Annotated in this window: 21 protein-coding genes; 4 read left to right on the top strand and 17 right to left on the bottom strand. The window is 65.9% G+C overall.

The features are described 5' to 3' along the window. Nucleotides 1-48 precede the first annotated feature (48 nt). The 6 genes from benD to HBH1_RS00640 all read right to left on the bottom strand — a co-directional run bounded on the left by benD (nt 49) and on the right by HBH1_RS00640 (nt 6067). Complete coding sequence (gene benD / locus HBH1_RS00665; RefSeq protein WP_102661193.1) at nt 49-837, bottom strand: benzoate diol dehydrogenase BenD; 789 nt, start codon at nt 835-837, stop codon at nt 49-51. Continuing rightward, nucleotides 834-1865, bottom strand: a complete 1032-nt coding sequence (benC, locus tag HBH1_RS00660; protein WP_102661192.1) for a benzoate 1,2-dioxygenase electron transfer component BenC — start codon at nt 1863-1865, stop codon at nt 834-836. The genes benD and benC overlap by 4 nt, the downstream gene beginning before the upstream one ends. A gap of 22 nt (nt 1866-1887) precedes the next feature. Beyond that, nucleotides 1888-2391, bottom strand: coding sequence for a benzoate 1,2-dioxygenase small subunit (gene benB, locus HBH1_RS00655; RefSeq protein ID WP_102661191.1), 504 nt, complete (start codon nt 2389-2391; stop codon nt 1888-1890). Beyond that, nucleotides 2388-3776, bottom strand: coding sequence for a Rieske 2Fe-2S domain-containing protein (locus HBH1_RS00650; RefSeq protein WP_102661190.1), 1389 nt, complete (start codon nt 3774-3776; stop codon nt 2388-2390). The genes benB and HBH1_RS00650 overlap by 4 nt, the downstream gene beginning before the upstream one ends. Before the next feature lie 99 nt (nt 3777-3875). After that, the gene (catA, locus tag HBH1_RS00645) at nt 3876-4811 is read right to left on the bottom strand and encodes a catechol 1,2-dioxygenase (protein ID WP_102661189.1); all 936 of its coding nucleotides are present in this window, start codon (nt 4809-4811) and stop codon (nt 3876-3878) included. A gap of 50 nt (nt 4812-4861) precedes the next feature. Then, nucleotides 4862-6067, bottom strand: a complete 1206-nt coding sequence (locus HBH1_RS00640; protein WP_077237962.1) for a muconate/chloromuconate family cycloisomerase — start codon at nt 6065-6067, stop codon at nt 4862-4864. 144 nt (nt 6068-6211) lie between these two features. Between HBH1_RS00640 and HBH1_RS00635 the strand changes: the two genes are divergently transcribed. From HBH1_RS00635 to pcaD, 3 genes are all read left to right on the top strand, one after another. Further along, a complete protein-coding gene (locus HBH1_RS00635; RefSeq protein ID WP_006465078.1) occupies nt 6212-7165 on the top strand; it encodes a LysR family transcriptional regulator in 954 nt (317 codons plus the stop codon). Between the two features lie 211 nt (nt 7166-7376). Beyond that, complete coding sequence (catC, locus tag HBH1_RS00630; RefSeq protein WP_006465079.1) at nt 7377-7664, top strand: muconolactone Delta-isomerase; 288 nt, start codon at nt 7377-7379, stop codon at nt 7662-7664. 73 nt (nt 7665-7737) lie between these two features. Then, complete coding sequence (pcaD, locus tag HBH1_RS00625; RefSeq protein WP_102661188.1) at nt 7738-8517, top strand: 3-oxoadipate enol-lactonase; 780 nt, start codon at nt 7738-7740, stop codon at nt 8515-8517. A 37-nt stretch (nt 8518-8554) separates the two neighbouring features. Here pcaD and HBH1_RS00620 read toward each other — a convergent pair whose 3' ends face one another. The 6 genes from HBH1_RS00620 to HBH1_RS00595 are packed head-to-tail and all read right to left on the bottom strand — an operon-like array spanning nt 8555 to nt 14673. Then, the gene (locus HBH1_RS00620) at nt 8555-10150 is read right to left on the bottom strand and encodes a hybrid sensor histidine kinase/response regulator (RefSeq protein ID WP_233207480.1); all 1596 of its coding nucleotides are present in this window, start codon (nt 10148-10150) and stop codon (nt 8555-8557) included. Between the two features lie 22 nt (nt 10151-10172). Further along, on the bottom strand, nt 10173-11972 hold the full coding sequence (locus tag HBH1_RS00615) for an ATP-binding protein (protein ID WP_102661186.1): 1800 nt from the start codon (nt 11970-11972) through the stop codon (nt 10173-10175). Then, complete coding sequence (locus HBH1_RS00610; protein ID WP_102661185.1) at nt 11969-13018, bottom strand: ATP-binding protein; 1050 nt, start codon at nt 13016-13018, stop codon at nt 11969-11971. The genes HBH1_RS00615 and HBH1_RS00610 overlap by 4 nt, the downstream gene beginning before the upstream one ends. Continuing rightward, nucleotides 13003-13413: an ATP-binding protein gene (locus tag HBH1_RS00605; protein WP_077237708.1), complete on the bottom strand. Its 411-nt coding sequence runs from the start codon at nt 13411-13413 to the stop codon at nt 13003-13005. Before HBH1_RS00605 ends, HBH1_RS00610 begins: the two co-directional genes overlap by 16 nt. A 33-nt stretch (nt 13414-13446) precedes the next feature. Further along, on the bottom strand, nt 13447-13803 hold the full coding sequence (locus HBH1_RS00600; RefSeq protein ID WP_006465085.1) for an STAS domain-containing protein: 357 nt from the start codon (nt 13801-13803) through the stop codon (nt 13447-13449). Nucleotides 13804-13806: 3 nt separating this feature from the next. Continuing rightward, complete coding sequence (locus tag HBH1_RS00595; protein WP_102661184.1) at nt 13807-14673, bottom strand: STAS domain-containing protein; 867 nt, start codon at nt 14671-14673, stop codon at nt 13807-13809. A gap of 323 nt (nt 14674-14996) precedes the next feature. On the opposite strand from HBH1_RS00595, the gene HBH1_RS00590 reads away from it, so the two are divergent. Further along, on the top strand, nt 14997-15284 hold the full coding sequence (locus HBH1_RS00590) for a hypothetical protein (RefSeq protein ID WP_039876822.1): 288 nt from the start codon (nt 14997-14999) through the stop codon (nt 15282-15284). A gap of 32 nt (nt 15285-15316) precedes the next feature. Here the strand turns inward: HBH1_RS00590 and HBH1_RS00585 are convergent, their stop codons facing one another. From HBH1_RS00585 to HBH1_RS00565, 5 genes are all read right to left on the bottom strand, one after another. Then, nucleotides 15317-16543 carry a DUF2399 domain-containing protein gene (locus tag HBH1_RS00585; RefSeq protein WP_102661183.1) on the bottom strand — a complete coding sequence of 409 codons (1227 nt, stop codon included), beginning with the start codon at nt 16541-16543 and terminating at the stop codon, nt 15317-15319. An 11-nt stretch (nt 16544-16554) separates the two neighbouring features. Further along, nucleotides 16555-19368, bottom strand: a complete 2814-nt coding sequence (locus tag HBH1_RS00580) for an ATP-binding protein (protein WP_102661182.1) — start codon at nt 19366-19368, stop codon at nt 16555-16557. Continuing rightward, the gene (locus tag HBH1_RS00575) at nt 19368-20078 is read right to left on the bottom strand and encodes a hypothetical protein (protein WP_102661181.1); all 711 of its coding nucleotides are present in this window, start codon (nt 20076-20078) and stop codon (nt 19368-19370) included. Before HBH1_RS00575 ends, HBH1_RS00580 begins: the two co-directional genes overlap by 1 nt. Beyond that, the gene (locus HBH1_RS00570; RefSeq protein ID WP_199181503.1) at nt 20071-21435 is read right to left on the bottom strand and encodes a hypothetical protein; all 1365 of its coding nucleotides are present in this window, start codon (nt 21433-21435) and stop codon (nt 20071-20073) included. Before HBH1_RS00570 ends, HBH1_RS00575 begins: the two co-directional genes overlap by 8 nt. A gap of 136 nt (nt 21436-21571) precedes the next feature. Then, nucleotides 21572-22750, bottom strand: coding sequence for an alginate O-acetyltransferase AlgX-related protein (locus tag HBH1_RS00565; RefSeq protein ID WP_233207479.1), 1179 nt, complete (start codon nt 22748-22750; stop codon nt 21572-21574). Between the last annotated feature and the right edge of the window lie 8 nt (nt 22751-22758).

Below are 22758 nucleotides of genomic sequence, written 5' to 3'. Positions count from 1 at the left end.
CTTGGCTCCGTGATCTGTGAATGGTGCGAATGGTGTGGATCAGGTGGATCAGCCGTTGTCGCCGCCGGCCACCGGCAGGACGGCACCGGTGATGTAGCTGGCGTCATCGGAGGCGAGGAAGAGGATCGGAGCGATCTGCTCTTCCAGCGTGGCGTAGCGTTTGAAGAAGGTGGAGCCGATGACCTGCTGTATCGCCTCCTGCATCCAGCTCAGCTCGCGGGCGTTGTCGCCCTCGGCATTGCGCGGCACGCGACGCGGCGGGGCCTGGGTGCCGCCGGGAGCGGTCGCCACCACGCGGATGCCGCGCTCGCCGTATTCCATGGCCAGCGCGGTGGTCACGGCATTGATGCCCCCCTTGGCGGCCGAATACGGCACGCGCCGTATGCCGCGCGTGGCATTGGAGGAGACATTGACGATCGTCCCCGCGCCCTGCCGCAGCATGTGCGGCAGCACCGCATGCGAGCTATACAGGGTGGGCATGAGGGAACGGCGGATTTCGTCATCGATCTGGGAGGGTTCGAATTCGGCGAAGGGTCGCATGCGGATGGCACCGCCCACGCCGTTGATCAGCACGTCGATGCGGCCGAAGCGGGTGATGGCCTCACTCACGGCGGCCTGGGCGCCTTGATAGGTTTCCAGATCGGCGACGAAGCCGATGCCGCGCCCGTCCTGCGCCTCGGCCGCCACCTCATGGACGAACTCGGCGCGGTCCACCAGCATCACCCGCCCGCCCTCGGCGGCGATGGCCAGCGCCACCCCGCGCAGGATGCCCTGGGCGGCGCCGGTGACCACCACCACCTTGCCCTGGAAGCGGGCCTTCATGGCGGCCCCGCTCATGCTGCCACCGCCACCGGGGCCGGCTGGCTGGTGACGAACTTCTCGTAATAGAAGCTGGCCGGGCACATGCCCTGGGCCTGGAAGTGCTTCTGCACCGCCTCCACCATCGGCGGCGGCCCGCACAGGTAGACATCCACCGCGCCATCGTGCAGCACCTCGGCCGGCATGTGCTGGGTCACGTAACCCTGGCGCGGATGGGCGGTGGCGGCATCGGCCACGCAGGTGGTGAAGCTGAAGCCGGGCAGGCGGCGGGCATAGTCTTCCAGGCGCTCCACCAGCACCAGGTCCTGGTCACGGGTGACGCCGTAGATCATGTGCACCGGCTGGTCGATGCCCTGGAGCAGCATCTCTTCCAGCATCGACAGGAAAGGCGCCAGGCCGGTACCGCCGGCCAGCATCAGCACCGGCCGGGTCACCGGTCGCAGGTAGAAGCTGCCCAGCGGCCCGGTCAGGTCGAGTGCATCACCCGGCCGGGCAGTGGCCAGCCAGCTGCTCATCAGGCCGCCCGGCACGTTCTTGATCAGGAAGCTCATGCGCGCAGCGCCCGAGGCCGAACTGAAGGAGTAGGCGCGATGCTGGTCGCTGCCCGGCACGCCGATGTTGACGTACTGCCCCGGCAGGAAACCGGGCGCATCGGCTGCCACCTCCAGCACCAGTTCGAAGGCGGCACCGGCAAACCCGGTAACCTGGGCCACCTTGCCGCCGAAGCGGGCGGTGCCGGTCTTGCAGGCGGTGGAGGCGACCGGTACGGCCACCACGCAATCCGACTGCGGCACCATCTGGCAGGTCAGCACCAGACCGGATTGCGCCTCGTCGCTGCTCAGGGCATCGTCGATGTAGTCATCGCCCAGGTCGTAACGACCGCTCTCGGCGCGGCACTTGCAGGTGCCGCATACGCCATCGGAGCAATCCATGGGCAGGTTGATGCGCTGGCGGAAGGCGGCGTCCAGGACTTTTTCCTTGGGGCCGCAATCGATGACGCGGGTGACGCCGTCTTCGAAGTTGAGGGCGATGCGGTAGCTGCTCATTTGCTGTCTCCTGCCGCCGGTCTCAGACGTGATAGACGTCGATGACCTGGCGGATATAGTCGTTCTTCAGTGCGATCTTCTTGCGGGCGATGACGAAACCACCTGGGGCGCCCGCGCTCTTCCTGAGCGTGGCCAGCACCGTCCCGAAAAACTGGTCGGTGATCTTGTAGCGGTGCGACAGGGTGTGGAAGTTGTAGCGCACGTCCACGGCGTCATCCCGCTCGGCTAGGATTTCCACATTGGCAATCATGTGGCTGGTGCGCGGCTCCGGCATGGAGGCGCTGGAACGCTCGGTCTTGATGCGGAACACGCGATCTTCCAGGCCTTCCCGATTGGCGTAGTACATCAGCGAGATTTCGCGCTGCGGGTCCTGGGTCAGCTGGTCGTCGTCATCCCAGGCCGGCATCCAGTACTCGACATCGGGGGCGTAAAGTTCCAGCCAGGGTTCCCATTCACGCTCATCCAGGTGGCGTGCCTCGCGATAGAGGAAGGCGCATACCGCGCCCAGGTCGATGGTGTTGCTCATGCTTGGGCTCCTTCCCGGGCTGCCTGGTCTGCGGCGGCGCGCTCCTTGACGACCGCCTTGCGCATCTGCTCGGTCCAGTAGTGGTGCTGGCAGACGAACAGGCCTTCATCCTCGCTGCGCTCGCCGCTCAACTTGGGGTTCATGCCCATCCTGCGGGCGTTCTCGTCGGGGCCTTGCTTCCACAGCGGGGCGCCACGGCTCATATCGTTCCAGCGCACGGTCGAACCGGCATAACCGGCCTGGCAGGCGCGGAATTCTTCCAGGTCATCGGCGGTACCCATGCCCGAGACATTGAAGAAATCTTCATACTGGCGAATGCGCAGCCGACGGTCTTCATCACTCTCGCCTTTGGGGCCGAAGCAGAAGATGCTGATCTCGGTCTTGTCCACGCTGATCGGACGGGCCACGCGGATCTGCGTGCCGAACTGGTCCATCAGGAACACGTTGGGATACAGGCACAGGTTGCGGGTCTGGGCCACGATGGTGTCGGCGCGGGCCTGGCCGACGCGGGCGGCCAGTTCTTCGCGCTGGTTCCAGATCGGGCGCACTTCCGGGTTGAGGGTATTGGTCCACAACAGGATGTGGCCATTCTCGAAGCCATAGACGCCGGCCACCGCCTTGCTCCAGTTGTTGGCGTCGGTGGCCTTGGTGCCGCCTTCCTTGCGGCGGCCCATGGTGGCCGCGTAGTTCCAGTGCACGGTGCTGACGTGATAGCCGTCGCAGCCGTTTTCCATCTGCATCTTCCAGTTGCCGTCGTAGATGTAGCTGGAGTTGCCGCGCAGGACTTCCAGTCCGTTGGGCGCCTGGTCGACGATCTGGTCGATGATCACGCGGGTCTCGCCCAGGTACTCTTCCAGCGGCAGCACGTCCTCCGACAGGCTGCCGAAGAGGAAGCCCCGATAGCTCTGGAAGCGCGCCACCCGGGTCAGGTCATGCGAGCCGTCCTTGTTGAAGGAGATCGGGTATTCGGTGGTCTTCTCATCCTTCACCTTGAGCAGCTTGCCGTTGTTGCCGAAGGTCCAGCCGTGGAAGGGACAGGTGAAGCTGCTCTTGTTGCCGTGCTTGCGACGGCACAGCATGGCGCCCTTGTGGGCGCAGGCATTGATGACGGCGTTCAACTGGCCGGTCTTGTCGCGGGTGATGACCACCGGCTGACGACCGATCCAGGTGGTGTAGTAATCATTGATTTCGGGAATCTGGCTCTCGTGGGCCAGGTAGACCCAGTTCGATTCGAACAGGTGCTTCATCTCCAGCTCGAACAGCTCGGGGTTGGTGAAGATGTCACGACGGCAGCGGAAGATGCCATTGGCCGGGTCTTCCTGCAGGGCGCTGTCGAGCAGGCTGTCGACGGCTTGGTACTTGTCAGCGGCGGCGAGGGTGTTCATGGTGCGGTTTCTCCAGGGTGCAAGCCGCCCCCCCGCGATGGTGGCCATCGCGGCTTCACTGCGGCGGGGGGGTGGGCGAAGGGGCGCCGAAGTGGCGCGTCAGGCAGCCAGACGCGGGCGATCGACGATCTGGTTGTCGGCGCCGTTGACCAGAGCCGTCAGCGAGATGTCGAAGACGATCTCGGCGAACGGTCCCTCCAGACCTTCGGCCTTGATGCTGGCGGCATCGGTACGCTCGACCAGCGGCGGCACCAGTCCTTCGCGGGTGGCGTAGGCGAAGTCGTCATAGATCAGCGGATCGCCTTCGATGTTGATCTGCGTGGTCAGCTTGCGATGACCTTCGGCGGTGACGAAGAAGTGGATGTGCGCCGGACGGTTGCCGTGACGACCCAGTTCATTGAGCAGGCCCTGGGTGGGACCGGCAGGCGGGCAGCCGTAGGCGGCCGGCATGATGCTGCGGAATTTGTAGCGACCCTGGGCGTCGGTGATGATGGTGCGACGCATGTTGAACGGCTTTTGCTCGCCGGTCGGGTCGAAGTGCGAATAGAAGCCCTTGGTATTGGCATGCCAGACTTCGACCTGCACGCCCGGCATGGGCTTGCCGTCGGCACCGTAGACGGTACCGTGCATGATGATGGTCTGGCCGGCCTGGTCGCTGCCGTCATCCAGGCGGGCAAAGCCCTGCGTCACCGGTGCACCGGCCACGTAGAGCGGACCTTCGATGGTGCGCGGAGTACCACCGGTGATGCCCAGGGCGGCATCTTCGGCATCCATGCGCATGTCCAGGAAGCGGTCCAGGCCCAGGCCCGGCGACAGCAGGCCGGCCTCGCTGGCGGCGCCCAGGCGGTTGATGTAGGCCACGCCGGCCCAGTATTCGTCGGAAGTGATTTCCAGGTCTTCGATGGTCTTGAACAGGTCCGAGAGGATGCGATGCACGATCTGCTTGGTGCGCGGGCTACCACCTTCGGTGTCCAGGCCGCTGGCCAGACGCAGGAAATCTTGTACTTCGGGGGTGCTGAAAATCTTGGCTGCCATGGTTGAGTCTCCTATTGGATTTATCGATCGGGGAAAGTGATTTTTTTGTTTTATCCGACCAGTGCGGTCGGCCTCGCTGCTGTCACTGTGGTCACGGTAGCGCCTTGCCTGCGGTCGCGACGGAAGTATTGCACACGCTCTTCATCGAGCACGATGCCAAGGCCGGGGCCTTGCGGAATGGTGAGATGGAAGTCCTGGTACTGCAGGGGCGTGGCCAGGATTTCCTCGGTCAGCAGCAGCGGCCCGAACAGTTCGGTCCCCCACTGCAGTTCGCGGAAGGTGGCGAAGGCGTGCGCCGAGGCGATGGTGCCGATGGCGCCCTCCAGCATGGTGCCGCCGTAGAGTTCGATGCCGGCGGCGTCGCCGATGGCGGCCACCTGCTGGGCCGCGCGCAGGCCGCCGGATTGTTCGATCTTGATGGCAAAGACGTCGGCGCCGCCGATGCGCGCAAGGGCGAAGGCCGAGGCCGGGCCGGTCAGCGATTCATCGGCCATCACGGCGATGGCATGCTTGCCCTTCAGGCGTGCCAGCGCCTGGGGCGAGGCCACCGGCTGCTCCACCAGTTCGCAGCCGGCATCGACCAGGCCGGCCAGGCCGCGCTGGGCTTCCAGTTCGCTCCAGGCCATGTTCACGTCCACCCGCACCGTGCCGCGGTCACCGAGGGCCTTCTTGATGGCGGCCACGTGGGCGACGTCGGCGTCGACCTCGCGCCGGCCGATCTTGAGCTTGAAGATATTGTGGCGACGCTGGGCCAGCATGCGCTCGGCTTCGTCGATGTCCTTGGCGGTGTCGCCTGAGGCCAGGGTCCAGGCCACCGGCAGGCTGTCGCGGGCCGGTCCGCCCAGCAGCTGCGAGACCGGCAGGCCGGTGCGCTGGCCCAGGGCATCGAACAGCGCGGTCTCGATGGCGCACTTGGCGAAGCGGTTGTCCTGGATGGCCTTGTTCAGGCGTGCCATCAGGGCTGGAATGGCGCTGGCGTTGGCCCCCAGCAGCAGGGGTGCGAAATAGGTATCGATGGCCAGCTTCATGCCCTCGGGCGACTCCGCGCCGTAGGCCAGGCCGCCGATGGTGGTGCCCTCGCCCACGCCGACACTGCCGTCGGAACAATATAGGCGTACCAGCATCAGGGTCTGCCCGTTCATGGTCGCCATCGACAATTGATGGGGGCGGATGGTGGGCAGATCGACCAGGAAGGTCTCGACCCGCTCGATGCTCGCCGGGGCTGCCGCAGTGTGAAGGTGTTGTTGGGTATCCATGGCTTGCATTGAACACCCGAAAGCCCTGCCATTGCCAACACCAAATACATCTAGTTTCATACCTTTTTTATATAGTTTTGCAGTGCACCCAAAGAAATCAAAGAATTAGACATCTTTTGTTCCCGTGCGATATGATTTTTGGCCATGGACATCAGACAACTGAAATACTTCGTCGCCGTCGCCAATACGCGCAACTTCACGCGGGCCTCGGAGCAGCTGCACATTGCGCAGCCCCCCTTGAGCCGCCAGATCCAGCTGCTGGAAGAAGAGCTGGGCGTGCAGCTGCTCCTGCGCAACAGCCGCCCGCTGCGCCTGACCGAGGCCGGCCGGGTGTTCTACGAGCAGGCGCTGCAGATCCTCAACCGCCTGGAGCAACTGAAGAACGCCACCCAGCAGATCGGCCTGAACCAGCGCCAGACACTCTCCATCGGCTTCGTCGCCTCGACCCTCTACGGTGGCCTGCCGGTGCTGGTGCGCAAGCTGCGCCAGCACTACCCGGAAGTGGATATCCAGTTGCTGGAACTGACCTCGATGCAGCAGTTCGCGGCCCTCAAGTCGGGCCGCATCGATATCGGCTTCGGCCGCATCCGCAGCAACGACGCTACGGTGGCGCGCATCGTCCTGCGCGAGGAAAAGCTGGTGCTGGCGATCCCGCCCTCCTTCCCGCTGGCGGCCAGCCACCAGCGCGTGAGCCTGAAGGAAGTGCATGGCCAGAAGCTGATCGTCTATCCCAAGGAACCGCGCCCCAGCTTTGCCGACCACATCCTGAGCCTGCTCAACGACCAGGACATCCATCCCGCCGAAGTGCACGAGGTGCGCGAAATCCAGACCGCCCTGGGCCTGGTGGCGGCGGAGTCGGGCCTGTGCCTGATCCCGGCCTCGGCGCGCCTGCGCAATGACCTGCATTACCGGCTGATCGACGACCCGCGTGCCACCTCGCCCATCATCCTGACCCACCGCATCAACGACAACGCCTGGTACATCGAGGCCGTCAAGCAATTGGTGGCGGACATGTACGCCGAGCGCCCGGCCTGGCTGGACATCGAGACCAGCTCCTTCCCGGCCACCGGCTTCCCGAATCCCGAGCGGCGCGATTGAGGGCCGAGGTGGTGCTGCTGTGGTGCTGTGGTACAGCTGTATGCGGGCTTCATTGATGCACTGCGCTGTCGTCCCAGGTTGACATCCTCACCGGCACACGCCTACACTCGGCTGTGCGAATAAAGGATTAATGTTCGTTAATCGAACATATCATCTGGAGCTTCAGCCCTCGCCCCCACCATAATCACAACGCGATAACGGAGAAAACATCATGCTGTTCATGGTCCAAATGCAAGTCAACATCCCCGCCACCCTGGACAAGGCGGTCGCCGACCAGTTGAAGAAGGACGAGAAGGAGATGGCGCAGAAGCTGCAGCGCGAAGGCAAGTGGCGCGACCTGTGGCGCGTGGTGGGTCAGTATGCGAATGTGAGCATCTTCAATGTCTCGGGCAATGACGAGCTGCACAACATCCTCTCGGCGCTGCCGCTGTATCCCTTCATGAGCATCTCGGTCACCCCGCTGACCCAGCACCCCTCGGCCATCGCACAGATCGGCTGAGCCTCCCCCTTCCCTGCTGACCACCATCGCGCGCCCCCGGTCTGATGCCGGCCGGCGCGACAAGGATCGATCCATGCCATTCGCAACACTGAACGGAATCAAGCTGCACTATCAACTCGACGGCGATGCCTCGCTGCCGGTGCTGGTGTTTTCCAATTCGCTGGGGACTTCGCTGGCGATGTGGGAGCCGCAGATGGCCGAACTGAGCCAGCACTTCCGCGTGCTGCGCTACGACACCCGCGGCCACGGCCAGTCGGAGGTCACGCCCGGCCCCTATACCATCGCCCAGCTGGGGGGTGACGTCATCGCCCTGCTGGACCATCTGCAGATCGCCCAGGCGCATTTCTGCGGCCTTTCCATGGGTGGCAGCACCTTCATGTGGCTGGCGGTGCATCATCCGGAGCGGGTCAGCAAACTCATCCTCTGCAACACCGGAGCCAAGATCGGCACCCCCGAGGCATGGAACAGCCGCATCGAGACCGTGCAGCGTGAAGGCCTGTCCGCCATTGCGGCGGCAGTGGTGTCACGCTGGCTGACGCCGGAATATGCGGCCCAGCATCCGCAACAGGTACAAGCCCTGACCACGATGCTGTTGGCGACCCCGGCCGAAGGCTATGCCGGCGCCTGCGCAGCGGTGCGAGACAACGACCTGCGCGCGGCCATCGCCGGCATCACCGCCCCGACCCTGGTGATTGCCGGCAGCGGCGATGTACCCACCCCACCGGCCGATGGACAATTCATGCGCGCCACCATCCCGGGCGCGCTGTATGTGGAATTCGATGCCGCCCACATCTCCAACCAGCAGCAACCCAAGGCCTTCACCCAGGCCGTGCTGCAGTTCCTGACGCAATAAGCCGCCGCGCCGTCCCCGGCCCCGCGACCTGCATGCTTCAGGCGCGGGCGCGCGGTGGCGGACGGCGCAACTCCAGTTGTGCCAGGGTATCGAGGTCGACCGGCTTGACCAGGTAGTCGTCGACACCGGCGTCGTAGGCTTCGCGCTTGTCTTCATCGCTGCTGAAGCCCGAGCAGGCCAGCAGGTAGACGTTGCGGGTGGCCGGTTCGGCCCGCAGGGCGCGGATCAGGTCGTGACCGGTCATGTCCTTGAGCCCGATGTCCAGCAACACCGCGTCGGGAACCCATTCCTTGGCACGGGCGATGGCACGCGTGCCGCTATAGACCGCCTGCACATCGTGGCCCAGCAACTCCATCAATTCCTTCATGGTGTCGGCGATGTCGATGTTGTCGTCCACCACCAGCACGCGCATGCCGGCACGCGGCGCGCCGTCGGTTGACGCTGCTGCGTTTGTGGTGCTTGTGACATTCGCGGCATTCGTGGCAGTCGTCTCGGTCGTCGCATTTGCCGGGTCGGAACCGCTGGCGGTCTTGTCCGGCATGGCCCGCGGCAGTTCGATGCGGAACACGCTGCCCTGGCCGATACCGGCACTTTGCACCGTCAATTCGCCCCCATGCAGCTGGACCAGGCTGCGCGCCAGCGACAGGCCGATTCCCAGCCCATCCTGACGATCATGACCCAGCGCATTGGCCTGGGCGAACATGCCGAAGATATCGTCCAGCCGCTCGGCGGCGATGCCGATGCCTTCATCCCGGACCGTCAAGACCACCTTGTCGGCCTCAGCCTGCGCCGCCAGGTAGATATGACCGCCCTCCGGGCTGAACTTGGCGGCATTGTGCAGCAGGTTGATCAGCACCTGGGCCAGCCGGACCTCGTCACCGTCCACTGCCAGGCTGGCATCAGCCATGTCCAGGTGCAGCTGTTGATGCTTGCGCTCCATCAGCTGCTGGGCCGATTCCAGCGCATTGTGGATGACCTCGGCCACCAGCGTGCGACGCAACTGCAGCGCCAGCTTGTTGTGCGACAGCCGCGACACGTCCAGCAGGTCGTCCACCAGCCGCACCATGTGGTCGAGATGATTGGAAATGGTGTTGCGGGCGCGCAGTTCCCAGTCCGGCGCATCCGGCGCCCGGGTGTTGAGAATGCCGATGGCATTGCGCATGGGCACCAGCGGATTGCGCAGCTCGTGCGCCAGGATGGCCAGGAACTCGTCCTTGCGGCGGTCGATCTCGCGTAGCTCGTTCTCCACCTTGGCCAGACGCAGCAGCGCATGCACGTTGGCCACCAGCTCGGCCGGTTCGATCGGTTCGAACAGGTAGTTGTCAGCGCCGCCTTCGAGGGCGCGGATCTTGTCGGCCAGTCCGATGTAGGAGGCCGAGGTCTGCAGCACCAGGCAGGAGGCGGTGGCCGGATCGGCCTTGAGGCGGGAGCAGACTTCCATGCCGTGGATGTCGGGCAGTTTCACGTCCAGCAGGATCAGCGCCGGCTTCAGCTCGCGTGCCAGCGCCAGTGCCTCGGTGCCGCTAGCAGCCTCCACCACGCGCAGCCCGGCCTTGGTCAGGATACGGGTGCGCGCATAACGGGCGGCGTCGGTATCGTCGACGTTGAGGATCAGTTGTTGAGGATGGCTCATGGCAGGCATGGGTAACATGGGTTTAGGCATTGACCTCGCCGAGGGCGATTTCGTTTCGATGCGGCGGTAATTGCACCAGCGAACGCAGTGCCGCCAGCAGCTCATCGCGTCCTACCGGCTTGAGGAAATAGGCGTCCGCGCCCAGCCCCATGGCCTTGCTCTTGTCGTCCACGTCGGAGGCGATGATGACCGGCACATCGCAACGCTCGGGGTCGTTCTTGAGCTGCACCAGCCAGTGCCAGGAATCCTTGCCGTCCAGCAGGATATCGAGCACCACGGCGCAGGGCTCGCCGTTGCGCCACAGGGCTTCGGCCTCGGCCACCGACGAGGCCGGCACCACGCGGAACTCCGACTGGTGCAGGTAACGCTGGTACAGCAGACGCAATTCAGGCCGGTCTTCCACCACCAGCACCGGCAGGCTGGCGGCCGAGGGCTCGGGCCGCTCGTGCAAGGCCAGCGTTGGCCCATCGGGCAGGGCCCCGGTGCCGGCATGGATCACCGGGATCACCGCGCTGAAGGTCGAACCCTGGCCCTGCTGGCTGGCCACCGCCACTTCACCGCCCAGCAGCATGGCCAGCTGGCGACAGAGCGGCAGGCCCAGGCCGGTGCCCTTGACGTGGCGTTGCAGGTGGTTTTCCACCTGCGAGAATTCTTCGAAGATGATGCCCAGATGCTGGGGCGGGATGCCGATGCCGGTATCGGTGACCGAGAAGCGCACCGTACCGTCGCGCAGCGGCTCGGCGGTCACCGTGATGCTGCCCTGCTCGGTGAACTTGATGGCATTGGAGATGAAGTTGCGCAGGATCTGCGAAAGCTTGCCTTCATCGGTGAACATCTCGCACTCGTCCGGGGCGACGAAACTCAGGCGCAGCCGGTCCGACACCAGCAGGGGGCGCAGCATGCCGCGCAGGGCGCTGAAGAGTTCGGCCACCTGGAAGCGGCTGGGCTGGATCTCGACCTTGCCGGCCTCGATCTTGGCCAGGTCCAGCAAGTCATTGACCAGTTCCGACAAGGCCCCGGCGCTGTCCAGGATGTAGCGCACCTGGCGTTCCTGCTCGGTACCGAGTTCGCCATCCACCCGATCCAGCAACAGCTTGGCCAGCGCCCGGATGGAGGACAGCGGGGTGCGGAATTCATGGCTCATGTTGGAGAGGAAGCGCGACTTGGCCTCGTCGGCGCGGCGCAGGTGGTCCGCCTTTTCATCCAGCTCGGCATACAGCGCCACCACGCCGCGGTTGGTGTCTTCCAGCTCGCGGGTCAGTTGCAGCAACTCTTCCTGACGCCCCTTGAGCTCGGCCAGGGTGGCCAGCAATTCCTGGTTCTGCTGCTGGGTTTCGAACAGGGCCAGCCCGGCCGGTGTGGCCGCCAGCGCGCTGCCGATCTCACCGGCCACGCGCGGCGTGATCAAGCGTGCCGCCGGCGGCAGCAGCTTGCGCATCTGCACCGTGGTGCCCTTGCCCGGGGCGGTCTCGATATCGAAGGCATCCATCAGCTTGCGCGCACCCGTCAGCCCCAGGCCCATGCCGGTATTGGACTGATAGCGCCCGGACAGCACCAGCTCCAGGTCGGCAATGCCGGGCCCCTGGTCGCGCACGCACATGAGCAAGGTCTGCGGGGCGGTACTGCCTTCGATGGCGAACTCCACCTGACCGCGCCCGGCATAGCGGAAGGCATTGCGCGCCAGTTCCGAGATACTGGTGGCGATGCGCACCTGGTCCTGCTGGGCGAAGCCACACAATTCGGCGATCTGGCGCGCGCGCTGGCGAGCGCCGACCACATCGATTTCATTGCCGATGGCCACGGTGAGCAAACGCAAGGTCATCCCGCCTCTCCCTGACGCAGGACCATGACGCTGACGTCGTCACGGCCACGATAGAAATCACGATACAGCAGGGCCGCAATCACGGCCGCGTGCGCCTGTTCCACGCCCGGATAGCCATCCAGCGACCAGCGGCTGGTCAGGCCGTCCGAATGGAGGATCAGCAGCATGCCATCCTGCCAGTGCGTCTCGAACTGCTGCACCTTGCGCAGGTTGTGGCCGACGATGCCATTGACCGAGACCAGATGACGGCGTTGACCGTCCAGGCTGGTACAGCAGGCGATATTGCCGACCCCGGCAAAGCGCACCTTGCCGGCCTGCACATCGATGCTGGCGACGGCCACCGCCGCGCCCCGCGTCTTCTGCAAGGCGGCGTGCATGGGCGGCACCAGTTCCGCAGGCGGTCGCACACGGCTGACTGCCGCCATGTCGGCCAGCACCTGCACGGCGCCCTCGGCCGCATCGGCGGCGGCGTCGCCATGGCCCAGGCCATCGACCACCATCGACAAGAGCCCGTCATCCACGGTCGCCGCCCAGCCCGCGTCACCGCAGCGCTGCTCGCCCGCCAGCGGCAGGCAGACCAGGCCGCATTGCCACGGCTGGCGCGCGCCCGGCGCCTCCCACAGCACGGCGCGCAGGATCGTGCCGCGCTCGGGCCAGGAATAGACGTCAAACTCGTCGGACTGGCGCCGGATGGCGCCCAGCCCCACACCATAGGTGCCGGTGGTCGAATTGCCATCGGCCATGGCGGCCTGGGCATCGCGCATGCCGGGGCCACTGTCGATGGCCAGCATCTCGATGCCACGTACCGCTGCACCCGCTGCGGTATTGCCCATGACGCAGCGCAACAGGATTTCTCCATGCCCGGCATGCTTGAGCATATTGGTGGCCGCTTCGGTCAGCACCAGCGCCAGCCGGGCCGCCGGTTCCTGGGCAAACCCCAGTCGTCGCGCCAGGTCGGCCGCCGCCCGTCGCGCTGCTGCGACATCGACGGTTTCATTGACGGCGACGCATTCCTCGCTGCGCGAGGCCGTCAGAACAGTTTCCATTTGATGATGCTTACCTGGGTTCCCGCGCCCGGCGCGGTATCGATCTCGAATTCATCGGCCAGCCGCTTGGCGCCGGACAGTCCCAGCCCGAGGCCGCCGCCGGTGGTGTAGCCATCGGTGAGCGCCAGCCCGATATCGGCGATGCCCGGTCCCTGGTCGGCAAACACCAGCCGCAGGCCACGTCGGGTGCCGTTATTGAGCTCATCCACGCGGGCTACTCCGCCACCGCCGTAGCGCAGGGTATTGCGCGCCAGTTCGCTGGCCGCCGTCACCATCTTGGTCTGCTCCACCAGCGAAAAGCCCAGTCGCACCAGATGGTCGCGCACCAGCTTGCGCAGGCGCACCACATCTTCATCGGTCTGCAGGGTCTGGGTCAGGAGTTGCTGTTCATCCACCGTGTACCTCGCACGGCATGCGGGGCGCGCCCATCAGTCGCTCTCCGACTCGAGCAGCTTGACGCCGCGTTCCACATTGAGCGCGGTACGCACGCCATCCAGTGTCAGTCCCAGCTCGACCAGGGTGATGGCTACCGCCGGCTGCATGCCTACCACCACGGTGCGGGCGTCCAGCACCCGCGCCATGGAGGCGGTATTGCTGATCATGCGACCGATGAAGGAATCCACCACGTCCAGCGCGGAGATGTCGATGAGCACGCCGCGCGCGCGGTCCTTGACGATGCGCTCGGTCAGGTCGTCCTGCAGCGCCATGGCCAGGCGATCGTGCATGTCGACCTGGATGGTCACCAGCAACAAGCGCCCCATGCGCAGGATAGGAATGCGTTCCATGGATTACTGCTCCGTATTCTGGACAGTAACCCGCGAGCCGGTCTTCTTGAGCGCGATCATGAAGGCATCGGCCAGGGTGGCCTTGGTGGTCACGTCTTCCAGGTTCACGCCCAGATGCACGATGGTCTGGGCGATCTGCGGACGGATGCCGCTGATGATGCAGTCCGCGCCCATCAGGCGGGCGGCGGCGATGGTCTTGAGCAGATGCTGGGCCACCAGGGTATCGACGGTGGGCACGCCGGTGATGTCGATGATGGCGATCATGGCGCCGGTCTCGACGATCTTCTGCAGCAGGCTTTCCATCACCACCTGGGTGCGCGCACTGTCGAGCGTGCCGATCAGCGGCAGCGCCAGCACGTTCTGCCACAGCTGCACCACCGGCGTGGACAGCTCCAGCAGTTCCTGCTGCTGACGCAGGATGACCTGCTCGCGCGCCTTCTGGTGCACTTCGATGGTGTACAGGCCCAGCTTGTCGAACAGCGAACTGGTGGCCGCGATCTCCTGCGCCAGCTGGGTCGGCTGCTCGCCCAGGATGCTGCGCAGATGGTCGAACAGCGGTTCCTTCAGGGCAAACACGAAGCTGGCGGTATCCAGCGAGGAAAAGCCCTGCAGCGCACGCGTACGCGACACTTCGCCCAGCAGGTGGCGCACATCGGCCCAGTCATTGCCGTCGGTATCGCTGCCGGCCCCGCTTTCCAGGGTGCGTGCCAGCAGGCTCAGGAACTGCTCTGCCTGGCGGCGAATTTCGAATTCACCGCTTTTTTCCTTGCGGCCCAGTTTGGACGTCAAGGTCGTGAGCCAGTTTTCCAGCAGGCTTTGCTGGTGCTGTTTGAGGATCACGGTCAGTTGCTGGGTGTGGGCGGAAGTCATGTTCTTTTTGTGTCCTGGACGGTCATACCTTCCGCTTCGCGTGGCGGGCGGAAGGCGCATTGGAAAAGGTACCGCGCGCCTGCAGTCCCCCTGGACGCACGGTCTGACCATTCTAGGTGACGCGGCTTTGAAGCTATGCAAGACAACACCTACAAGCCTTGTAGGAATCCATTACCTCCCAGCTCTTTTTCTGCTGATTTTCTTGAGGGCTGGAAATGCTGGCGCTTGCGCTCGCGCCCGGGCCTTTGGCAAGCTTGCCCGACGCTGTTTATAATGCCGCCCAAACCATAGGAGGAAAGCAGTTGGGTCAACGTGCAAACACAATGTCCTGTTACGAAGTGACCGGACATTCTTCGCCGTTCATGTTCAGGGTCTGGTGCGCCAACCGCGCCGACAGCTGGTTCGTCAGCGGCGTGGAAATCCGCCACCGCTCCATTGGGCAGCTCTTCCCCAAGCGCTCCCTGCCGGGCCTGTACGACTCCAAGCCCCTGGCGCTGGCCCGCGGCATCCACTGGTGCGAATGCGTGGCCCATCAATTGCTCGAGGCCGAGGTACCGGAAGTGCCGTCGGGCCTGTTGCCTCCCGGACGGATAGTGCGCGAGTTGCGCTGATGCAGAGCGCCACTGCCGCGCCTGCTTTCACCTTACAACCAGGCTTCCTGCTCGGCCTTGCGTCCCTCGGTCTGCATCGCCTCGCACAGGGGGCGTAGCGAAGCCGGCAGCGAAGGGCGTGCCAGCAACACGCCCAGCAAGCGGCGATCATGTGCATTCAGGGGCCAGCGCTGGGTGGTGCTCTGCCATTGGGCGAGCCCCATCTGGTAGGGTTCCCAGGCCAGACCGGCCTGCTCCCATCGACTACCGACCGTGCAGGCAATGTCGACACCGGCCGGGTCGGCATCGGCACTGATCCACGCCGGCGCAGGTGCCAGTTGCAGCAAGTGCGACACCGTCGCCAGCCAGGCCGACGAGGGACGCCCGGGCATCCACAGCAGTGCCACACCGGCTTGGCGTTGCCGTGCCTGCAGTTCGAAGCTGGTACGGTTTTCGATCAGCCACCATTGCCGTGGCGCAGTGAGGGCATCGGCAACCAGCAGATCGTCCAGCGGCAGGCCGATGCAATGCAGCGGCGCCAGTTCCAGCCGGCGTCCTTGCCAGGAGAAGACCAGATCGCCGGAGAGCCACCCCACCTGGGCAAAACTGGCGATGTTCAATCGTTCAAGATCGAATAACGCGTCCAGCCAGCGCCATTCACTTGCACTGAGCGACTTGGTCAGGTCACGCGCATAGAGCGCAAAATTGCGCCGCAATCCCTGCTGGCCACTGTCGTGCCAAGCCGCCAGCGCCCGCAGCAGGCCCAGGCGAGCTTCCAGCACATCGGCGCGCAGGGACTTGTCCTCTTCCAGTGCCTTGAGGGCGAGCGTCAGTTCATCCAGCAGGTCGGGGTCCAGCAAGGTTTGCTGGACATTGCCGCGTTCGTGCAGCCATTGCCAGGCTTGCTCCAGCATGGCTTGTCTCGCCTGCTTTCGTTGCTCGGCATGGGTGATGCCCAACAAACCCTGCAGGCGACGCAAGTCGCGCCAGGCAATAGTCTTCCACAGCCAGTTACCGCCCTTGAGCTCCTCGCGCCGGCTGATCCAGCCCTCTTGCAGCAGACGTTGACACAGGCGTTCGGCACGTTCGATGCCCAGCCCTACCGACTGTGCCTCCTTGAGCATGGCGTCACGGCTGCGGGAGCCGGCCTCGCCTCGCGCCCAGCGTTCCAGGGCGGCACGCTCTTCCTTGTCCAGCAGCAGCAAGCTGTCTGGCACCGCATGGGCGGCGACCAGATCATGCTGATCGCGGCCATGCGGGGTCTCTAGCAACGCACTCATGGTCCGGTGCTTCAGGCGTCCAGCCGCAGTCGCCGCTGCAACACCCCGATGGGCGGCGCCCAGCGGGCCTCACGCGGCTTCTTCGAGGTCACCAGCGTGATATCGGCCGGCTCGAACACTTCCACGTTGTGGGTGATCGGTGTGGTCAGCACGTACTGGGCGCGGGTCGACTTGAGGAAGTTGCCGACCAGCTGAATGTTGCGCACATCCAGGTGGGCAAAGGGTTCGTCGATGAAGACGAAGCCGCCCGGCATGTCGTCATCCTTCAACAAGCCCACCAGCAGGATCAGCGACTTGATGACCTGCTGCCCGCCCGAGGCTTCGCCGTCGTTCAGGCCGATCTCCCCCTTGCCGTCGAAGTTGAAGCTGACCTTCAGTTCGGCCTGGCGCAGCACGGTGTCGTCGTTGTCCAGGTGCGGCAGGTCGGCGCTGACGATCACGCCGGCCAGCGCACCGAGATCGACGATGTTCTTGCGATAGCGGCGCACGGTGGCGCGCAGCACGTCGATGTAGCGCTCGCGGGCATTGCCCACCGCTTCCTCGGCCTGGGCATTGCTGATCTTGCGCGAGTCCAGTTCGTTGCGCTGGTTGCCCACCGTGCCTTGCATGATGAGGTGCTTGTCTTCGACGGTGCCGTCCTTTTCCCACTGACCGCTGTCGAGCTCGGTTTCCACCGCCGCCATGCGCAGTTCGGCCTGCTTGGCGTTGCTGTATTTCTCGTACAGCGCCTGCACGGCGTCGGCGCCGATCCAGCGTTGCGGGAAGCGCCCCTTCTGCGCCCGCGAGGCCAGTGCACGGGCGCGCTGCTCGTCGTGGCGGGTGCGCCAGTCGCGCTCCTGGCCGGCCAGGTCGCCTTCGGTGTCGCGCAGGCGGCGCTGCAGGCCCTGGTATTTGCCGTCGATGATGGTGCGCTGTTCGATGGCGTTGGCATGCTGCGCATCCAGTTGCGCCCAGCGTTCGCTGGCGGCCACGCGGGCTGCGCGCAGCGAGGGCAACTGGCGTCTGGCCTGCTCGAATTCTTCACTGCGGCGCGCCAGTTCCTCGGCGGCCAGGTGGCCTTCGGTGGCTTTCTTGGCGGCCTCCAGCTGGCGCTTGACCTCGCTCTGCTTGAGCACGACATCGGTGAGCTGATCGTCCAGCGTGGCCAGGCGTTTCTGGATCGAGGCCTGGCGCGAGGCCATGGCGGCGGCGCCGAACTGATAGTCACCCGGATCGCGCCAGACGCTGCGTCCGCCCCGGCCATCGCGCCAATAGGCTTGCGGCGTGATCCATTCGCCGCCCAGACGCGCACCCTCGACGGTATCGTCCACGCGGCGGATCTGCGCCAGCTGGCGCAGCAGCCAGGACGGCGCCTTGGCGGAGAACCGCAGCACCGCCAGCAGGCTGTCTGCCGCCGGCTGGGCCGGTGCGGTGGCGGCGTCCGACACCACGTAGTGACGATAGCGCTCGCGCTCGGCCAGGGCCATGGCGGCAGCTTCATCCTTGGGGTCGTCCAGCACCACCACCCAGCAGGAGGCGCGCAGCACCCCTTCGGCGGCGGCGCGCCAGTGGTCGTCACCGATCTCGATGACATCGGCCAGGATATGGTGCGTAATGCCGGCCTGGCGCAGGCTGCGGCTGAACTGCTGCACATCGCCCGGCTTGGGCGCCTGGCGCTGTCCGCTCAGGCGTTCCAGGGCGCCCTGGGCTTCCTTGCGCTGCTGCTCCAGGTCGCGCCAGCGGTCGTTCAATGCGCCCTTCTGCTGCTCCAGTTCTTCTACCCGTGACAGCAGTTGCGCGGCATCGCCTTCCACTGCCGACAGGGCCAGCAGTTCATCGGCCTGCTTGACCAGTTCCTCGACCGGCTTTTCGGCATCGCGGGCCTTTTGCTGGGCCTGCTGGGCCTCGGCCTTGTCGCGTTCCAGCGTGCTCACCTTTTCGCGGGCGGCCTGCTGTTGCGTCAGCAGTGCCGACAGCTGCAGCGCATCGCTGCTGCGCTGGCGACGCTGCTCGTTGTGATGCAGGCGCTGGCGATGCAATTCGCGCAGGCGGCCGGCCGTGGTCTGGCGCTCTTCATGCCAGCGCAGCACGGGGATCACTTCGGCGGCCAGGATTTCACGCTCGCGCAGCTTGCCCTGGTATTGCCGATACAGGGTCACGCGGCTGTCGAGCTGCGCCAGTTGCGCCTCGCTATAGGCCAGTTCCTGCTCAGCCAGGGTCACTTCCGCGGCGAGGTCGCGCTGGTGGCGACGGGCTTCTTCGTAGCGGTCCAGCACTTCCTGGTCACCGAAGACCTCGAACACCAGCCGCAGCAATTCCTTGGGTGAGAATTCACACAGGCGGTCGGTCTGGCCCTGCTCCAGCGCCAGCACGCGGGCGATCGCGCGCGACAGGCCGGCGCCTTCCAGACGCTTGCGCCAGTGGTCCAGGCCCAGCCAGTCCTTCTCCGGCAACTGTGCCAGGGTTTCGATGGCGACATCGCCATCACTCATGCAATAGCGTCGTTGCCAGTCGCCACCGTTGCGCTCGATGCGGCAGGCCAGCGTGACCTGATCGGCATAGAGCAGGTTGCGGGCGAACGGACGGGTGGAGGTCTGGCGGCCATGCGGACGGTTGTCCACCGTGGCGCGCAGCCAGGTGGTGTCGGCATTGGCGTGCCGGGCATAGGTCTTGTAGCTGCGCCCGCCCGAGCACTCCAGCCCGAGCAGGGTCCGCATGGCGTCCAGCAGCGTGGTCTTGCCGGACCCATTGGGGCCGGCGATGGTGATGATGGAACCGTCCAGGGGCAGCGTCAGGCGCTGGCAATAGTCCCACTGCAGCAGTTCCAGCGATTGCAGGTGGAACATCAGAATTCTCCTTCTTCGTCTGCCGACTGCGCGGGCGTGGCCTGGTCAGCCGCTGCCGCTTCTTCACGGGCAGTGGCGCGGGCCAGCACTTCGCCCAGGGCCCCATCGAGGATGCGCGGCGCCAGGGCGTCGTAGTCCAGCAGCAGGTCCAGCAAGGGGCCTTCGGCGATGTCGTCACCGCGTCGCACGATAAAGCCGTGGGCTTCCAGGCGACGCAGGTTGCCGTCCATGCGCATCTTCTTGCCCAGCTGCGTACCGAAGTCGGCCAGCAGCGATCGATAGGACACCACCGGGCTGACCTCGGCGGCGCTGGGCATGGGCTTGTCGGTGTGGAACATCTCTTCCTGCTGCTCGCCGGCGTCACCAGCGGCGCGCGCCGACTGGCGCTCGCGCTTGGGCAGCACGATCAGCGACCACAGCACCACCAGCAGCGAGATCGCATCGCGTGGCAGGTCGATGTTGTTGTTGGCATTCATGCCGGCTTCGCCGAAGACGGCGTACTCGGCCGGGCGCACCAGCGCCACGCTGATGTGGTCGGCGTGGATATTGTCCACCAGCCGCAGGCCCACCTGCGCCAGCCGGTCCTGCAGCGCCTGCCACAGGTCGGCATCGATCAGGGCGCGGCGCACGCGCGGATGCTTGCGCGGCAGCCAGCGGCGGGCCAGCAGTTCGGCGGCCAGCAGGCCGGCCTCGTCTAGGGTCTCACTCATTCGGTCTTTCCGGGGATGGATCTGGATGGATGGCGCCGCCACTGATGGCGGCGACATCCGGGTCATCGATTTTCTCGACCAGCGGCAGGAAACCGGCCTGCCACGGCAGGCGCGCCAGGTCGCCGGTCTGGCCCTGCAGGGTCTGCGCCTGGCGGTCGCCCAAGAGCGGCAGCAACTGCAGGCGATAGGCGGCCTTGCCGAAGCTGCCGCCCAGTACCACGGTCGACAGCGGCTGTGGCTGAGGTGGTTCCGCGCCACTCTCTTGCGGCATGGCGCCCAGCCGGCCCAGCTGGGCGATCAGGTCACCCAGTTCGACCGGCATGCGCAGCGCTTCGATCTTGCCCTCCACTGCCTGGGCGGGGGGCGGCAGGCCTTGCGAGCGTTGCGCGTCGGGGCGGTCGCGTTCGAACTCGCCCTCGGCCACGTCCAGCAATTCGTGGCCGCTGACGAAGACCGGCTTGACGCCCATGGACAGCGCCTCCCCCATCAGGGAGGACAGGTCGGGATGGCTCTGCAGCCAGCGCCGCACGTCCGAACTGGTCACGCCGGTGCTGCCGAGCGTGACGCGCTGGCGGTCAGCCTGTTGCAGGGCGCGGGTGAACTGGCTGGCCATGGTCAACAGACGGGCCTGGCCATTGCCCAGGGCGCGGGCTTCGCGCTCCAGGCGGGCATCGGCATGTTCGCTGCGGATCAGGGCGGTCAGGGCCTCGCCGGCACGGTTGACCAGTTTCAGGGCGCGCTCGAAACGCGGCTGGGCTTCACGCAGCAGGGCTTCCGAGCCACTTTCGATGGCATCGGCGAACTGGTCATGCAGGCGCGCCAGCTGGGCATGCAGGTGGCGGATCTGGCTGGCGTCGGACAGGCCCAGGGCCTGGGCCCCGGCCACCTGCGAGAGCAGCGCGGCCATCTCGTCGTCCTCGCCGACGGCGCGCGTGAGCGGTGCCAGCAGGGCTTGCACCTGCTGGGCGATGGGCGAGAGCTGGTAATCCTGGTCGGTAGCATCCCAGACCAGCAGGCCCAGGTCGCGCAGGCGCTTGAGCGCGGCGTCCATGGCCTCGGGTTTCAGGGCGTAGAACAGCTGGTTCAGGTCCTCGCGCTGCAGCCTGCCTTGCGGCTGGGCCGCCAGTTCCAGGAACACCCAGATGCGCAGGCGTGCCGCCGCCTGGCCGCCGGAGACCAGGCCGCGCAGGGCGTCCAGCACATCCAGCCGCTGGCCCAGGCCCCAGGCCAGGGGCGCTTCGGCGGCCTGCGCGGGATCGCGGAAATAGCTCTCGAAGGAGCCTGATTCATGCTCGTCCGCAAGGGGAGCGGGGTCGAATTCTTCTGTCAATTTGTCGTGGAGGTTGGCCAGGACCATGCCTGGAACCCGCCCTGCACAGTGGGCGGATCGGCAAGTTTAGCAGGCCCGGGGGTTGGCCTCCAGCAAAGCGGGGGGGAGAGCGATGGAAGCGAGGAACAGATTATTGCTTATGAACAACAAACTACCTTGTTATTCACCGCCCCAGCCTGATCGCCTCATACGGCGTCTGCAGATCGCGCTCGGGGATTTCCCATACCACCAGCTTGGGCGGTGTCTGGGTGAAGGCAGGGTTGGAGAAATACTCGTTGGCGCTGCCGGAGAATTTGCCGCCATCCTTGGCGAAGCTGCCGATCCTGGCACCCAGCGCCTGCTGCAGGAAGCCCACGAAGTTGGAATTGCGCGAGAACGAGGTGCCGATCAAGGCCACATTGGGCAGCTGCTGGTCACCCAGCAGGTCGTCCAGGTCGTCGCCTCCCTTGGTGGCTTCGGCCGGTGCAGTCGGTGCAGGCCCCGCTGCTGCCACTTCCTTGAATTCGGTAGCCGCGACCTCTTCCGGCTGGGGTTGCCAGCGCAGTGGCAGCCAGTCCAGGCCGGCCAGGTGGACCAGGTCGCCGGGGCGGCGCGCCAGCGGGCCGGGCTGGGCCTGATAGGCCTGCGCCGGCGTGGGCTGCAGGCCGGCGGCACGCACCTGCGCGGCAATCACCGCAGCCGCGGCCTGCGCGCCGGTTTCGTTCCAGTGGGTATCGGTGCGTAGCCAGGCCGAGGCACCGAGCGGTGCCAGCGTGGGGGCCAGGTCGATGGTGCGCACACCGGCCTGCTGCAGGCCGGCGACCCATTGGGTGGCGCGCGTTTCCAGCTGGGCCGGGCGCGACAGGCCGCACAACTGCGCGGCGGCGATGCGGCTCTTGTCGGGCACCACCGCCACCAGCAGGGCGATATCGCGCTGGGCCAGCTTCTGGCGCAGCGCGATGACGGCCTGCAGCTTGGCCTGGGCGTTGGCCTGGGCGTCGCGGTGGACCTGCAATTCCTCGGTCAGGAACAGCCAGCCAGGGCAACCGCTGCGCACCCGGGGGCCGGTGTCATGCAGCAGCAGCCAGCTGCCGGCGCGTTCCAGCCGGGCGGCCTGTTCCGGCAGCCAGGCATTGGACAGCTGCTTGGCGATGCGATGGGTCAGTTCACCGTGCAGGGCATCGTCACGGGTCCAGCTGGCGGGCAGCCATTCGATCTTGCTGGCATAGACCAGCCAGCCACAACCCAGCAGGCCGGCTGCCAGCACCACGGCCAGGACCAGGCCGGCCCAGCGGCTGGCGCGCCGGGCCAGGGCGCTGGGGGCGGCCGGCGTGGCGGGAGCGGAGACGGGAGGCGTGCTCATGGCGGACT

The sequence above is a fragment of the Herbaspirillum sp. BH-1 genome, assembly GCF_002870055.1.
GTDB lineage: Bacteria > Pseudomonadota > Gammaproteobacteria > Burkholderiales > Burkholderiaceae_D > Herbaspirillum > Herbaspirillum frisingense.
Note: the sequence above shows the minus strand (reverse complement) of the source record. Positions and strands in the feature narration are given on the sequence as shown.

Bases quoted from the DNA above. Each gene is read 5' to 3' on its own strand.
- benD (WP_102661193.1), bottom strand. From the start codon at position 837: ATGAGCGGGGCCGCCATGAAGGCCCGCTTCCAGGGCAAGGTGGTGGTG.
- benC (WP_102661192.1), bottom strand. From the start codon at position 1,865: ATGAGCAGCTACCGCATCGCCCTCAACTTCGAAGACGGCGTCACCCGC.
- benB (WP_102661191.1), bottom strand. From the start codon at position 2,391: ATGAGCAACACCATCGACCTGGGCGCGGTATGCGCCTTCCTCTATCGC.
- HBH1_RS00650 (WP_102661190.1), bottom strand. From the start codon at position 3,776: ATGAACACCCTCGCCGCCGCTGACAAGTACCAAGCCGTCGACAGCCTG.
- catA (WP_102661189.1), bottom strand. From the start codon at position 4,811: ATGGCAGCCAAGATTTTCAGCACCCCCGAAGTACAAGATTTCCTGCGT.
- HBH1_RS00640 (WP_077237962.1), bottom strand. From the start codon at position 6,067: ATGGATACCCAACAACACCTTCACACTGCGGCAGCCCCGGCGAGCATC.
- HBH1_RS00635 (WP_006465078.1), top strand. From the start codon at position 6,212: ATGGACATCAGACAACTGAAATACTTCGTCGCCGTCGCCAATACGCGC.
- catC (WP_006465079.1), top strand. From the start codon at position 7,377: ATGCTGTTCATGGTCCAAATGCAAGTCAACATCCCCGCCACCCTGGAC.
- pcaD (WP_102661188.1), top strand. From the start codon at position 7,738: ATGCCATTCGCAACACTGAACGGAATCAAGCTGCACTATCAACTCGAC.
- HBH1_RS00620 (WP_233207480.1), bottom strand. From the start codon at position 10,150: ATGAGCCATCCTCAACAACTGATCCTCAACGTCGACGATACCGACGCC.
- HBH1_RS00615 (WP_102661186.1), bottom strand. From the start codon at position 11,972: ATGACCTTGCGTTTGCTCACCGTGGCCATCGGCAATGAAATCGATGTG.
- HBH1_RS00610 (WP_102661185.1), bottom strand. From the start codon at position 13,018: ATGGAAACTGTTCTGACGGCCTCGCGCAGCGAGGAATGCGTCGCCGTC.
- HBH1_RS00600 (WP_006465085.1), bottom strand. From the start codon at position 13,803: ATGGAACGCATTCCTATCCTGCGCATGGGGCGCTTGTTGCTGGTGACC.
- HBH1_RS00595 (WP_102661184.1), bottom strand. From the start codon at position 14,673: ATGACTTCCGCCCACACCCAGCAACTGACCGTGATCCTCAAACAGCAC.
- HBH1_RS00590 (WP_039876822.1), top strand. From the start codon at position 14,997: ATGTCCTGTTACGAAGTGACCGGACATTCTTCGCCGTTCATGTTCAGG.
- HBH1_RS00585 (WP_102661183.1), bottom strand. From the start codon at position 16,543: ATGAGTGCGTTGCTAGAGACCCCGCATGGCCGCGATCAGCATGATCTG.
- HBH1_RS00580 (WP_102661182.1), bottom strand. From the start codon at position 19,368: ATGTTCCACCTGCAATCGCTGGAACTGCTGCAGTGGGACTATTGCCAG.
- HBH1_RS00575 (WP_102661181.1), bottom strand. From the start codon at position 20,078: ATGAGTGAGACCCTAGACGAGGCCGGCCTGCTGGCCGCCGAACTGCTG.
- HBH1_RS00570 (WP_199181503.1), bottom strand. From the start codon at position 21,435: ATGGTCCTGGCCAACCTCCACGACAAATTGACAGAAGAATTCGACCCC.
- HBH1_RS00565 (WP_233207479.1), bottom strand. From the start codon at position 22,750: ATGAGCACGCCTCCCGTCTCCGCTCCCGCCACGCCGGCCGCCCCCAGC.